This window comes from Kordia sp., assembly GCF_050633145.1.
In the GTDB taxonomy this organism is placed as follows: domain Bacteria; phylum Bacteroidota; class Bacteroidia; order Flavobacteriales; family Flavobacteriaceae; genus Kordia.
This window is the reverse complement of the sequence record NZ_JBOEFY010000091.1, coordinates 1-14953: the sequence shown is the minus strand read 5'-3', so window position 1 is coordinate 14953 and position 14953 is coordinate 1. Positions and strand designations below refer to the sequence as shown.

Here is a 14953-nt window from a genome sequence, read left to right as displayed (position 1 = left end):
AACTGATAAATTGGTTTACTAAAAAACATGCCGTAATTAGGTATTGTACAGATGTTTTCTATAAGATAATTGTGTTTTAACACTCATTACTTGCTCTAATTGAGAAACAAATAATAGCATCTTCTGATTTTGCAATACAAATTGCGGAAGAACATACAAAGCCATCGGTACATTTTTCTGTAGGCCATTCACAGGTTTTAGTTGGTAATGGCGCTGTACTTCCGCCGCCTGTGCAACTACCATTAAGGTTGTCGGAAGCATAACCGCCGCGAATATTGTGGTGTTTAAAGTTGGAAACAGTTCTCTTGTTGAGGTGCAATGATTTCAGACTTCTCTTTTTCATATTTTCTAGTTTTAATGGATTATATATAACAGTTACTCGTATTAGAAAATGTTACCCCAAAAGATGTCTTTGCATTTTTTCTTGATACTTAATTGTTAAAATCGCAGTCCGTCACCCACTAAAATTAACGCTTACACAAAATATTTAACGCTCACGAAGTAATTTCGGGGTTGGATTGATTTTTTTCAGAGATTCATACTGTCAAACAAAAATGTTTTATGCTTTTCAAAGCAAAAGGTAGCCTGTTGCATGCTTGCGAGACGTTTTCAAATTCGTTGAAAAGTCTGTTGCAGGTCTGCGAGATCAATTTCAACACATTTGAAAGCTCCCTGCAGGTCTGCGAGAACGTTTCAAACACGTCGGAAAGCTTCCTGCACGTCTGCGAGACGATTTCGAATACGTTGGAAAGCTTGTTGCATTGCTGCGAGAAGCTTTCAAACGGCTTTTTATTGCGAATAATGCAATGAAACATTAAAAATTGACAAGAAAATTATTAATCTTTTAAAATCAGTACATTATGGAGATCCCCGTATTTTCACGCTACAGAAACAGCGAATTTTTACAATACATGAAAGATGTATTAGAACTAGTCAACGCAAATGATGTTGACGTTTTACAATTAACGACACAACGTGATGCTCTTGCCACATTGACAAGTCAGATGGACAATTTGTTTCAGCAGGAGCAGAGTAGTGGCATTACCCAAGAGTTAATTGATTTAGACACACGACGCGACAAAGCGTTTATGGGAATTAAAGCCAATTTAGAAGCTTACAATTATCATTATGACGAACGCATGCAATCGGCTGCACGTAGTTTGTTGTTTAATTTGAATAACTACGGTACCAACATTCCACGAATGAATTACCAAGCAGAAACTGCCGTTATTGATAGTATGTTATCCGATTGGGAAACCGAAACCGATTTGGTCAATGCCATCACAACTACAGGACTTGCCAATTGGATTGCAGAATTAAAAACGGCAAACGAAGCGTTTAACGATCGGTACTTGGCGCGTATTTCAGAATCGGCAGCCAATCCTGCTACAAGTTTTACTTCCGTACGCGAAGTCACTACCAATGCCTATCGTGAGTTAACGGCACATGTAGAAGCACATGCCACACTAGGAAGCAATGTGGTACACCAAGAATTGGTAAATGAATTTGGCGTATTGGCAAAGCAGTATAACCAAACGGTTGGTCTTCGATTGAGTTCGGGGACAACGGAAGAGAGTTCGGAAGAAGATATTACTTCGGAAGATACTTCAACGGATGCTGGTGATGTATGATGCATCACTGCGAGGAGTACAACGACATGGCAGTCTGTTTCTTTTGAAACATCATAATAAGAAGTGATAGCGACGAAGTAATCTTTTTATTTTGATACGTCATTACGAGAAGCAATAGCGACAAAGTAATCTGCCTATCGAATAACACTTTTGTTCTTTAAAGCAACAGATTGCCACCCTCGCATCAAGCACGAGGTCGCAAAGACGTATCATAGTTTGAAGTGTAAAACCACCTGAATAGTTTTTAGAAGCTGTTTGGGTGGTTTTTATTTTACGGGTTCCCGTAACTCTAATTTATTTATAATATTTAGTATTGCGTTATTCTATGTTACAATAAGGAAAACAGCAATTGTTTTTCTATATTTGAGAATGTAAGAATTTGTTTTAGGTTGCCTATAGATTTTAATTCTATATAAAAAACTCAAAAGATTACATGTTTTAATACACTACACCAAAATAAATGAACGAAGCAACTACCCGAAAACAATTAATAGATAACCAACTTTTAGAAGCTGGTTGGAATATTAATGACCAATCTCAAGTAGTTATTGAATATAATATAAGTGTAGATTCATCTGTGAATGAACCTGATTCTAAATACAACACTACTCAATTTAGTGATTATGTTCTATTAGGTAAAAACGGAAAAGCTTTAGCAGTAGTTGAAGCCAAGAAAACATCAGTAGATGCAGAATTAGGTAGAGAACAAGCAAAACAATATTGCTTGAATATCCAAAATGAATCTGGAGGTGAATTGCCATTCTGTTTTTATACCAATGGGCATGATATTTACTTTTGGGATTTAGGAAACTATCCTCCCAAGAAAGTAATAGGCTTTCCAAAACGAGACGATTTAGAACGTTATTTACATATTAGAACCAATAAAAAACCCCTAGCAACTGAGTTAATTAATACCGAAGTAGCTGGTCGTGATTATCAAATACAAGCTATTCGTTCCGTTATGGAAGGCATTGAAAAGAAGCATCAAAAGTTTCTTTTAGTCATGGCTACTGGAACTGGTAAAACAAGAACATCTATTGCTTTAGTTGATGCTTTAATGCGAGCTGGTTGGGTAGAACGAGTGTTATTTTTAGTAGATAGAATTGCACTAAGAACCCAAGCACTAGATGCTTTTAAAGAGCATTTACCTAACGAACCTCGTTGGCCTAAAGTAGGCGAGAAAGATATTGCAACAGATAGACGTATTTATATTTCTACATATCCTACAATGTTAAATATTGTAAGAGATGAAATAAATACGTTGTCACCTCACTTTTTCGATTTAATTATAGTTGATGAAAGTCACCGTTCTATTTACAATACATATCGAGAAGTGCTAGATTATTTTAATAATATTACTTTAGGTTTAACAGCAACTCCAACAGATGTAATAGATCATAATACATTTAAGTTGTTTGAATGCGAAGATGGTTTGCCATCTTTTGCTTATTCATATGAAGAGGCTGTAAACAATATACCTCCTTACTTATGCAATTTTCAGGTAATGAAAATTCAAACAAAGTTTCAAGAAGAAGGAATTAGTAAACGAACCATAAGTTTAGAAGATCAAAAGAAACTTATCTTAGAAGGAAAAGAAGTTGCAGAAATAAATTTTGAAGGGACAGAGTTAGAAAAAGCGGTAGTAAACAAAGGCACAAATGTTACCATTGTTAAAGAGTTTATGGAAGAAAGCATTAAAGACCCAAATGGTGTACTTCCTGGTAAAACCATATTCTTCTGTTCAACCATAGCACATGCGAGGCGCATGGAAAAAATATTTGATGCACTATATCCAGAATATACAGGAGAATTGGCAAAAGTAATGGTGTCTGATGATCCTAAAGTATATGGTAAAGGCGGTTTGCTCCATCAATTTACTAATAATGATATGCCAAGAGTTGCCATTAGTGTAGATATGTTAGATACTGGAATTGATGTTAGAGAATTGGTAAATCTTGTTTTTGCTAAGCCTGTGTATTCCTACACTAAATTCTGGCAGATGATAGGTAGAGGCACACGTTTGCTAGAACCTACCAAAATAAAGCCTTGGTGTCCAGAAAAAGACACGTTTTTAATATTAGATTGTTGGGATAACTTTGAGTATTTTAAACTGAATCCAAAAGGAAAAGAACTAAAAGCACAGATACCACTTCCTGTTCGTTTTTTTGGATTGCGATTAGATAAAATTGAATTGGCATTAGAACTGGACAAGCGTGATATTGCGGTAAAGGAAATACATAAACTTAGAGAACAGATTTTAGAATTACCAAAGAAATCGGTAGTGATACAAGATGTTAAGGCAGATATAGCAATTGTTGAATCTGACGCGTTTTGGAAAAACTTAAATCACAAGAGTATCGATTTTTTAAGACAAGCAATAAAGCCCTTATTTAGAACCGTTTCGCAAGCTGATTTTAAAGCCATGCGTTTTCAAAAAGATGTTTTAGAAATCTCTATTTCACATTTAGCGGAAGAAACAGAACGGTTTGATGTTTTAAAAGAAAACATTATCACTATTGTTAGCGAATTGCCTTTAACTATAAATAGTGTAGCTAAATATAAAAGTTATATACAAAAAGTAGTGAGTAATCATTTCTGGAAAGTAATTGATGATGAGGGTTTTGATGAATTGTCAGAAATTATTTTGCCATTAATTCATTTTAGAGAACCAACTAGTGTAAAACAAGGCACAATTAAATTAAATTTACAGGATGTTTTAAAAACGAAAGAAATGGTCGAATTTGGACCACAAAACGAAGCCGTAAGTATCACTAAATATAAAGAAATGGTAGAGGCTAAAGTTGCGGCACTCACCAAACACAATCCAATTTTACAAAAATTGAAAGAAGGGAAAATGATAACTGAAGACGAGGCACAAACATTAGCAGAAGAACTATATGAAACAGATCCTCATATCACAGAAAGCTTGTTACGCAAAGTGTACAATCATCAAAATGCGAAGTTTATTCAGTTTATAAAGCATATTTTGGGCATTGAAATTTTAGAACGTTTTGATGACCAAGTGAGCAAGGCTGTAAACGAGTTTATTACGGATCACACCTATTTGTCTACCAGACAAATTGAGTTTTTAAATCTATTAAAGAATTATATAATTGAGCGCGGAACCATAGAGAAACGTGACTTAATACAAGCGCCTTTTACTATTATACATCCAAAAGGAATTAGAGGTGTTTTTTCACCTAAAGAAATAAAAGACATACTAATATTAACCGAGAAATTTGTAGCCTAATATGAGCTTAATTAATAGCAATCCACAGATTGCATCAAAAATAAATGAACTTTGGAATAAATTCTGGTCTGGTGGTATCTCAAACCCACTTACAGCAATAGAGCAAATTACCTATTTGCTTTTTATGAAGAAGCTAGACGAGAATGATTTAAAAAACGAATCTGATGCAGAATTTACAGGAGATAATTTCATGTCAAAGTTTGAAGGTATGTTTTATATCAACAAACAGGACCAAGAAAGAAAGCAAAACGGAATAGACAAGCAAAAACTACGTTGGAGTGCCTTTAAACGTTTGCCTGCTGATGACATGTTGCAACATGTACAGCGTTATGTGTTTCCATTTATCAAACAATTGGATACAGAAGAGTCTCCATTTGTAAAGCACATGGCGAATGCCGTATTTATTATTCCTAAACCTTCATTATTATTAGAAGCTGTAAAATGCATCGATGATATTTTTGAAGAAATGGAAAAGGATGCCAGTGAAAACGGTCAAGATTTTCAAGATATACAAGGAGATGTATATGAAATGCTGTTAAATGAAATAGCATCTGCTGGAAAAAATGGGCAGTTTCGTACACCAAGGCATATCATTAAGTTATTAGCAGAATTGGTAAATCCACAATTGGGGCAACGTATTGCAGATCCGGCTTGTGGTACAGGTGGTTTCTTGTTAGGGGCTTACCAGTATATGGTGACACAACTAGATAAAGAGAAAGATAAACAGCAACCCGACGAAGATGGTTTTATACGAAGTAGTAGAAGTGCCTTATTAACTGAAGACGTTAAAGAAATTTTAGGTAAAAGTTTGCAAGGGTATGATATAGACCAAACTATGGTACGTTTGGGTTTAATGAACCTTATGATGCATGGTATAGACAGCCCGCAAATAGATTATAAAGATACTTTAAGTAAGAGTTATTACGAAACTAGTGAGTACGATGTTGTCTTAGCAAACCCACCATTTACAGGTAGTGTAGATAAAGGGGATATACATGAAGAACTAAATTTAAAAACTACCAAAACAGAATTATTATTTATAGAGCGTATTTACAATATGTTGAGAAAGGGTGGAACTGCTGGTATTGTGATACCACAAGGTGTATTGTTTGGTTCTGGGAAGGCATATATTGAGGCTAGAAAATTAATGATTGAAAAATCTGAATTGAAAGCGGTTGTTACCATACCAAGTGGTGTTTTTAAGCCTTATGCTGGTGTAAGTACTGCTATTTTAATATTTACCAAGGGAGGCGAAACCAAAAACGTTTGGTTTTATGATATGGAAAGTGATGGCTATACACTTGATGATAAACGTGTTAAGTTGAAAAATAAAGAAGGAGGAAATGATTATGGTGATTTACAAGATATCATTAAAAACTATACAAGTAGAAACTCTAAAAAGAAAGACGACCGCAAAGCCAAATATTTTTTCGTATCTAAAAAAGAAATAAAAGAAGAGCGCTATGATTTGAGTTTTTCACGCTATAAAGAAGAAGTTTTTGAGGAAATAGTATATGAGAAACCAGCAGTAATTTTAGAAAAATTATTAGGAAAGTTTGATGATAGTGGAAAGTTATTGGAAAAAGGTTTGGAACAAGATATATCTGAAAGGTTGAATGAATTAAAGGAACTTTTTTAATGAAAATAAAAACTAAATACATACCAGAATTACTTTTTTTTCAAGAAGGTCCTGGAGTAAGAAAATATCAATTTAAAGATTATGGTGTAAAACTTCTAAATGGAGGAAATATTAATAATAATGTTCTCAATCTTGAAACAACTAATAGATTTATAAGTGAAGAAGAAGCTTATGGAAAATATAGCCATTTTTTAGTTGAAGAAGGTGATTTGTTAATTGCTAGTTCTGGTATTGTAGTTGAGAAATTTGATGGTAAAATTGCATTTGCAAAAAAAGAAGATTTACCATTATGTATGAATACAAGTACTATAAGGTTTAGACCCAGTACTAATGAATTAGATTTAAAATACTTTTACTTTTTTTTAAAAACAAATATTTTTAAAAGTCAAATTCAGCGTTTAATAACAGGAAGTGCCCAGCTTAATTTTGGACCTACCCATTTAAAAAAGATTAAAATCACTTATCCTGATATTAAAAATCAAAGAAGGATAGCCCAAGTTTTATCTAATTGCGAAAACTTAATTCACAAACGTAAAGAAAGTATTGCTTTACTAGATGAGTTATTAAAATCTACTTTTTTGGATATGTTTGGAGATCCTGTTAGGAATGAAAGAGGATTAAAAACATTACCATTAATTAAATTAGCAAGTATTTCAAGAGGTAAATTCACACCAAGGCCTAGAAATGATCCTAAATATTTTGATGGAAAATATCCTTTTATTCAAACAGGTGATATAAATAGAGCTGATGGTGTTCTATTAAATTATTCGCAAACATTGAACGAATTAGGTATAACGGTTAGTAAAGAATTTAAAAAAGGAACTATCGTTATAGCCTTGGTTGGTGCAACAATTGGTGAAACGGCAATATTAGGTGTTGATTGTTATGCTACTGATTCAATTGTGGGTATTACATCAACCACTGAATTAATTAATAACGTGTATATTGAGTATATTCTTCGTTTTTGGAAGCCTGTTCTACGCTCAAGAGCACCACAAGCAGCAAGAGCAAATATTAATAATGAAACACTAAAACCTTTACCAATTCCTATTCCTGAAAAGGGTTTCTTAAACAAATTCATGCAAATAGTTGAAAAAGTTGAAAGAATTAAGAAACATTACCAAACTCATTTAAAAGAACTAGAAAACTTATATGGAAGTATAAGTCAAAAAGCCTTTAAGGGAGAGTTGGATTTGAGTAAAGTGTTATTGCTTGAAACAAGATACTTTTCTAATGATCCAAATGAAACTTCTGAATCTTTTAAAAAGAAAATGGATACTATTTTAGAAGAGCATGATAGTGATACGATAGATTTAGGTGATGCATCGGAAGTGAAACTTATCCAAGAATTGGATAGAGAAAAGGATGAAAGGTTAGATAAATCTTTTCCATTACCTGATGATACAGTCACAGAAGGAAAGTCTAGACCAGATCCAGATTTAGAAACTAATCTTGAGGATAGCCTAATAATCGAACCTATCAAAACTATTAAGGATGTAAGACCAAGTGAAGACACTGAAAAAAATCCTAAAAAAGGAGACAAAACCAAAAGAAAAGAAACTTCTAAACTTTATGGGGTTGATGAAGAAGTAGAACAAGTATCAAAAACCTTATTAACAAAACCAGCAAAAGGAAAAACAAAGCCTTTTATTGGCGAGTCAAATGAGGCTCCAAGGCCATTTCGTAAAGAGAAAGAAAAAGATTTTAGTGATAAGATTTCGTTAAAAGCAATAAAAGAGGCAATTGAGGTTTCTCTGCCATTAAGAAAAGAGAAAAGAGATATCACTAATATGACTATTCTTGATTATTATGGAGTTCCGGAGGAATTACAAGATATTTGGGAAAAAGCTGAGTTTGAAATTGCAGATTGGGATATCCATTGTCAGTTTCTATTAAAAGATACATTTTCCGATAGATTGTTTACTTTTCAAGAGATAATTAAATACATACATAATTATTTTTATCTCTATGGAAATCAAGATTTTGATAAAGAAGCATGGAAAAAAACTGTTTTTAAATTTTTAGAAGCTAAAAAGCCTTTAATGAAACAGTTTTTTGACAAAACGGATAATAAATTAAAACTAAAATTAACCAATGAAGCTTTTAAGGCTTAAATTAAATAGTCCATTTAGAAGTCTACAATCTGGCTTCGAGATTAATTTTCTTAATTCACATAATGAGGATAAGTTATGGGATTTTATGCCTTATTGTTTGGTAGGTAGGAATGGCTCTGGAAAATCAAATATCTTAGAAGTTTTAGCAGAGATTTTTTATCATATTGAATGTGTTTACCTAGATTTTAAACCTGTAGGTTTTGATGGGAAAGGAGCATTTGATAAAGTAGATAACGTTGGTTTTTTCTCAGAAAGCTCTAACCCAGATGCTTTTGAATTAGAATATTTCTATTATGTAAAAGGAGATTATTCCAGAAGAGATTTTAGCGAAGATTATGATATTGGTTACGATGCACATATTAAAATTGTTAAAGAGGCTAAAAAGGCGCCAAAAGTATTTTGGCTCAATAGAGAGGCATGTGTTGGAGATAAAAATATATTATTAGAGCGTAAGAATGTTAAAGGGTTTTTACCTGATTTTATTGTTGCTTATTCTTCTGGTGAGAATAAAACAATTAACCTTCCTTTTTTTAAAATGCGTTTTATTCAATACGATGAGTATTTAATTAGACTCATAAAGGATTTTGACTATACCAAGCCAGAAAATCGATTTGTTTATTTAGACGAATATTATAATCAAGCAGTTTTATTATCAATATATTTACTTAGAGAAAGAGAAACCTTAGATCCATTTAAACATGAGATAGGTTTAGAAGATCTAAAATCTTTTAGACTCATAATAAAACAGAATAGATTTGAAAAAGTTCATAAGGATGTATTAAATACACTTTCTGTAGAAGATAAAGATGATAAAGCAAAAACGCAACGAGAATTGACTTCTATAATAGGTGCTTCTATAGAAAAATTAAAATCGTGTAGTACTACTTCATATTATGATGTTCATACTAATGAGTGGTTTTTAGATTATTATGTAGATAAGGAATGCAGAAAAGCATTTAAACACCATTTTAGAAATGATGCTTTTGAATTGTTTAGAACCTTCCAAGTATTACTAAACCTTAATAACTATAAAACACCGAAAAAGATTAAGAAAAAGGTATATAATTCTAAAAACATATACATAAACCAAGATGTTATTCCTTTGCCTTATGATGATGAACGCATCTTTAGATTTAAAGATGTAGTGTTGAAGATGAAAAATATTGATGAAATTATTTATACTAGGTCTTTATCAGATGGTGAATACCAATTTATACATTCAATAGGTTTATGCCTTTTATTTAGAGATACAAACTCTTTGTTTTTATTAGATGAACCTGAGACACACTTTAATCCAGATTGGCGTTCTAATTTTATTTCGACACTTAGAGATTGTTTAAAACAAGACTACTCTAAAGGTATAGATAATAGAAGAGATTTATTGATTACTTCTCACTCACCATTTATTATATCGGATTGTCAACCTGAAAATGTAATCATTTTTGATAAACAGAAGAAAAAGGTTGTACATAAAACTGCTAAAGAAAAGGGGATAAGAACTTTTGGAACATCAGTTAATATTATAACTGAAGAAATATTTGGGAAGAAAGAATCTATTTCTAAATTATCTCTAGAAGTAATTAAAAGAATTAAAGAAATGCCTTTAGATACATCAGAAGATATTATTAAAGCAAAAGAGGAAGCAAGAATTTTAGGAGAATCGGTTGAGAAAGTGTTGCTGTTTAGAGAGTTAATTTTAAAAGAGAATGAAATAAAAAAAAATAATGATTAAATCTTATAAATTTTTAATCAGTTGTCATATCATGTTACATAAACATGTTATGCAGTTTTTTGATACAATTGAATTTGAATCAGGTCCTTTTCAAAATTCTTTTTTTGAAGCCGATTTCTATGACTTAGTAAGAAGGCACCCAACTATAGTTAAAAAACCACTGAAAGAAACTTATAATATTCTAAGTAAATTAAATCAACAGACACGTACTGCAATTATTCAACAAATTAGAGATAGTAATAATATTGTCGAAATTTGCAATGGTACAATTTCACCAATTCGACTAGATAATACTGTTAGTGGTTTACGGAAAATATTACGAGATTTTTTTATCAAATTATATACTCAAGTTTTAGATGGTAATGCTTTTAAAGATAAGTATACTACCACATTACGAGAACATTTTAATGAATTTAGGAGAGTAAATAACGACACTACGTTGTGTCCAACTTGTGGTATTGGTGAATTAAAAATGGCTGAGTCAAAAACTCGAGATCAATATGATCATTTTTTACCTAAAGCATTATATCCTTTTTCTTCAGTGAATTTTGAGAATCTTGTATTGTCTTGTAAAGAGTGTAATTCGCCAGATGCTAAAGGTGAGAAAGATACAATCGCAGTGTCAACAGGTCATATATTTTATCCCTTTAATTTTAATCATCAACAATTAGCAGTTTCATTCAATATAATTACTGATAATTCAAATCCAGAAGACATAGTATGGAATATAGATTTTTCGAGTCCAGAGCCAAAAAATGATGAAATAGCATCTTGGAAATCAATTTATGATATAGATGATAGATACAAAGACTTTGTAAAAGGTAGAGTTGATAAATGGTATAGATGGTATTGGAGCTATATGAATGATAGTGATTTGGCTCATCTTTCAGAAAATGACAGAAAAATTGCATGTTTGAAAGCTCTTGAGCTGGATGAAAAGTTACAGCTTTCATTTATTAGAAAACCTGTTCTTGATGGTTTTTTAAGTGGTTCCGTTTTAGCAAGAGCTGAGATTGAAGCAAGACTATATGTTTGATTAAATAAAAAAATAAATTGTAGCGAAAATTATAATACTAAGCCTCCTTTATATCCCGAACATACAAACCAGTCGCCTTCTTAATGAAATCTGTATCCATCCCCATTTCTTTTAAACGACGCGCCACTTCCATAGCCTTCGCTTTCTCCGCATTCTTACGTTCATAGCGCAATTGCATTTCCTTCATTTGGTCGCTCTCACGGTCTTGTATTTCGTAGAGTCCGCTTTTGCGAAGTTCATCCATAATGCCTTTATCCTTAAAAGAAGTAAAGCCACTTTCGGTAATAATCAAATGGTCTATGACGTCAATATTAATCAGTTTTCCAACTTTCAGCAATCGGTCGGTAAATCTCTATCACTTGCAGAAATATTCAAATTTCCACTTGGATGGTTATGAACGAGTATCATACGTACGGCAAGTTTGTAAATTCCCATACGGAACACATCGGGCGGATTTACGTGTGCATAATTTTGTGCGCCAATAGAAATCAGTTCTACAAACAGAATAGTGTTATCGGCTTTTAGTCCTACAACCCAAAAATGTTCTTGCGCTCTTCTAATTTTGTTTTGGCGTAGCAGTATTTGTTGCATCACGCTGTATACATCATACGCGTTTAAGACTCTTTTTTTCTGTTCTTCGGTCAATCGTACGTTCATAATTCAAATATACTTAGAAATCTTAAATGTAGAATTTTAAATGTTAAATTAAAAATGGGTATTTGGTTTTGGGGTAGTTTCAGTGTGTGAACAAATCGACAAAAAACCGTAGTAATACATCCTATTAAAAGATGAATGATAAACAAACGAACTCTAAAAGTAATGAGCTTTTAGTTGTGCAATTTCGAGATTCTTAACCGAAAACACACAACTAAAAACTCATAGCTAATTATCAACAAACACCAGGAATGTTTGATGGGTGTGGTTGACAGTTAAATTGAGAACAAAAATTAGTGCATAAAAAACTATCTAACTCACATTGTACACCAGTAGCACAAAGTCCACTTACGCAAGCTGCATTGGTGTCTACACAACCTTGATATTGCGTAGGCGCTGGCTGTTGGTTGTTTCCGCCAACTTTAGCCAAGTTTGAAATTGATTTCTTGTTTAATAATAGTCCGTGTAATTGCTTTTTTTTCATTTTATAAATAGGTTATAGTTATAACTGAAAAATAATGTAAAACAAAAACAGTCTGCTACGGGAATACCTTATTTAACAATACTTCGAAGTTGAGTGGTTTGTGTTTTGAAACGAAATAGGTGCTGGGTATTGGGTATTTGGTATTAGTAAGTTTCTTTAGAACGTACAGATACACAGATACACGAATTAACCATCAATGAAGTTTACGTTTTGAGACGAAATAGGTATTGGGTTTTGGGTGTTTGGTATTAGTAAGTTTCTTGAGAACGTACAGGTACACAGATACACGAAAAACGAAGTTTATGTTTTGAAACAAAATAAAAAGTAAGTAACGCAACAAACAACAAACAACAAACAACAAACAACAAACAACAAACAACAGAAAACAAACAACAGAAAACAGAAAACAGAGCAAAGCGACCAACTCAACGATACAACTACCTATCTGTTGTACAAAGCGAAGCAGGGTTTGTGTCTGTGTCTTTAAATTGTGTTTTTCTAACAGTTTTAGGGCAAGCCGCCATAGAGTCACAGACCATTAATTCGGAACAACCTGTTGCTGTTTTTTCTATGTCAATTATGGTGCGAATAGCTTCAGTAATAGCAACAGTACCACCAGAAATAGTTTGTAAATTCAAACTAGAAATTGTTGACTTGGTAAGGCTCAATGTTTTTAGGTTCTTTTTTTTCATAATTGAGAAGTTTAAAATGGGTTTGATTAAGTTTTCTTTTCTTGGATAATTAAGATTCCAATCTTTTAAATTAAAAATAAAATAGAACAATAAGCTACGGTTTTACCGTAAAATAGTTGTTTAGTGTGTTGTGAATGAGGTGGTTGGTGGGGTTTTGGGGTTTGGTTTTGGGTGTTAGGTTTTGGGTCTTGGGTGTTGGGTGTTAGGTGTTAGGTTTTAGGTATTAGTAGGTTTCTTAAGAACGTGCAGATAAACAGATACACAAAAAACGAAGTTTATAAGTTTATGTTTTGAAACAAAATGAAAGTAAGTAACGTAACAAACAACATTATAGGCATTAGGTCTTGGGTATTTGGTATTAGTAGGTTTCTTAAGAACGTGCAGATAAACAGATACACAAAAAACGAAGTTTATAAGTTTATGTTTTGAAACAAAATGAAAAGTAAGTAACGCAACAAACAACAAACAACAAACAACAAACAACAAAAAACAGAGCAAAGCGACGAACCTAACATCCAAGACCCAAGACCCAAGACCCAAGACCCCAACACCTAATAAAAATATTTATCGTAACTTCTTTGACAATTCGTTTCTTAAAAAGAATCTGCTCATGAAACAATTAGTATTCGTATTATTTCTTGCTTTTCTAAGTTTAGCCAATGCACAGCATACCATAACAAAAGAAGTGTCATTTGATGAGCTGATTCAATCTTATAAAAACCATGTAGACAAAGATGCTTCTAAAGCACTGGAATATGCAATGCAAGCAAAAAGCTTGGCAGTAGTAAATGGAGATGCAAAGCAGTTAGCAAAAGCAAATTATTATATAGCCAATTGCGAACTTGAATTAGGGAAGAGTAAAGCTGCACTAACGCATGTTGAGGTTGCCATTACAGAGGCAGAACCTTTAAACGATATATTGTTTCTCTATAAATGTTTTAGTTTAAAAGGAAGTGTACTTTCAGAATTGGGAAAAGATTCTGAAGCACTAAAAGCACATATAAAAGCAAAGGAATATGCAGAGAAATTGAAAAATCCTATTTATAAAATGGCGCCGTTGTGTAATATTGCTTTGATAAAAAAAATACATAAAGATTATGAAGAAGCCATACGCATATATAAAGACATATTGAAACGTTTAAAAGCTTTAAACGAAACTAGTGATACAGCATATTATCGACTTCATGCACTTACACATATTGCAGATACCTACTTAAGGTTAAAAAATACTGAGGAAGCAACAGTGTATAATGATATAGGATTGCAAAAAAGCACTGACGAACAATATGCTTGGGCATACTATCCTTTATTGATGAATAAAGCCATTATTCGGTATCAAAAAGGAGAATACAAGCTGTCAATTCCGCTTACCAAACAAGTAGAAACGTATGCAAAAGGGAAAGATGAAAATCTATATCTTACTTCTTTATTTTACCTTGGAAAGAATGCGTACGGGCTACATTTGTATAAAGAATCTATTCAGCATTTGGAAAAAGCCTATGCTATTATGAAAGCTTCCGATGATGTAGATACGAATGAAAAAGAATTGCATGAGTTTTTGGCACTTGCGTATCATCAAACAGAAAACTCCAAAAAAGCATTGCATCACTTTCAACAATATACAGCATTAGAAAAAAAGGAAAGTGCAGCAGATTTAAAAGTAAATAATGAAATGCATGCCTTGGTAGATGTGGTTCCTTTAAAAACAGAAATAGACACAC

General features: G+C 32.6%; 10 protein-coding genes and 1 pseudogene. 7 read left to right on the top strand and 4 right to left on the bottom strand.

What is annotated here, in order from left to right; translation table 11 throughout:
- Window positions 1–76: 76 nt before the first annotated feature.
- A complete protein-coding gene (locus ACRBBL_RS26785) occupies window positions 77–343 on the bottom strand; it encodes a hypothetical protein (protein WP_431372181.1) in 267 nt (88 codons plus the stop codon).
- 517 nt (window positions 344–860) lie between these two features.
- Between ACRBBL_RS26785 and ACRBBL_RS26780 the strand changes: the two genes are divergently transcribed.
- From ACRBBL_RS26780 to ACRBBL_RS26755, 6 genes are all read left to right on the top strand, one after another.
- On the top strand, window positions 861–1631 hold the full coding sequence (locus ACRBBL_RS26780; RefSeq protein ID WP_431372180.1) for a DUF6261 family protein: 771 nt from the start codon (window positions 861–863) through the stop codon (window positions 1629–1631).
- 460 nt (window positions 1632–2091) lie between these two features.
- Window positions 2092–4881, top strand: a complete 2790-nt coding sequence (locus tag ACRBBL_RS26775) for a DEAD/DEAH box helicase family protein (protein WP_431372179.1) — start codon at window positions 2092–2094, stop codon at window positions 4879–4881.
- 1 nt (window position 4882) lies between these two features.
- Window positions 4883–6520, top strand: a complete 1638-nt coding sequence (locus ACRBBL_RS26770) for an N-6 DNA methylase (protein ID WP_431372178.1) — start codon at window positions 4883–4885, stop codon at window positions 6518–6520.
- On the top strand, window positions 6520–8634 hold the full coding sequence (locus ACRBBL_RS26765; protein WP_431372177.1) for a restriction endonuclease subunit S: 2115 nt from the start codon (window positions 6520–6522) through the stop codon (window positions 8632–8634). Before ACRBBL_RS26770 ends, ACRBBL_RS26765 begins: the two co-directional genes overlap by 1 nt.
- A complete protein-coding gene (locus ACRBBL_RS26760) occupies window positions 8615–10366 on the top strand; it encodes a restriction system-associated AAA family ATPase (protein ID WP_431372176.1) in 1752 nt (583 codons plus the stop codon). Before ACRBBL_RS26765 ends, ACRBBL_RS26760 begins: the two co-directional genes overlap by 20 nt.
- A 31-nt stretch (window positions 10367–10397) precedes the next feature.
- Complete coding sequence (locus tag ACRBBL_RS26755; protein ID WP_431372175.1) at window positions 10398–11402, top strand: hypothetical protein; 1005 nt, start codon at window positions 10398–10400, stop codon at window positions 11400–11402.
- A 37-nt stretch (window positions 11403–11439) separates the two neighbouring features.
- Here ACRBBL_RS26755 and ACRBBL_RS26750 read toward each other — a convergent pair.
- The 3 genes and pseudogenes from ACRBBL_RS26750 to ACRBBL_RS26740 all read right to left on the bottom strand — a co-directional run bounded on the left by ACRBBL_RS26750 (window position 11440) and on the right by ACRBBL_RS26740 (window position 13232).
- Window positions 11440–11993, bottom strand: a pseudogene (locus ACRBBL_RS26750) (JAB domain-containing protein).
- Window positions 11994–12291: 298 nt separating this feature from the next.
- Window positions 12292–12540, bottom strand: a complete 249-nt coding sequence (locus tag ACRBBL_RS26745) for a hypothetical protein (protein WP_431372174.1) — start codon at window positions 12538–12540, stop codon at window positions 12292–12294.
- Window positions 12541–12977: 437 nt separating this feature from the next.
- Window positions 12978–13232 (bottom strand): hypothetical protein, encoded by a 255-nt coding sequence (locus ACRBBL_RS26740; RefSeq protein ID WP_431372173.1) that lies wholly within the window; start codon window positions 13230–13232, stop codon window positions 12978–12980.
- Between the two features lie 610 nt (window positions 13233–13842).
- On the opposite strand from ACRBBL_RS26740, the gene ACRBBL_RS26735 reads away from it, so the two are divergent.
- On the top strand, window positions 13843–14953 hold a 1111-nt coding region (locus ACRBBL_RS26735; RefSeq protein ID WP_431372172.1), incomplete at its 3' end, for a hypothetical protein.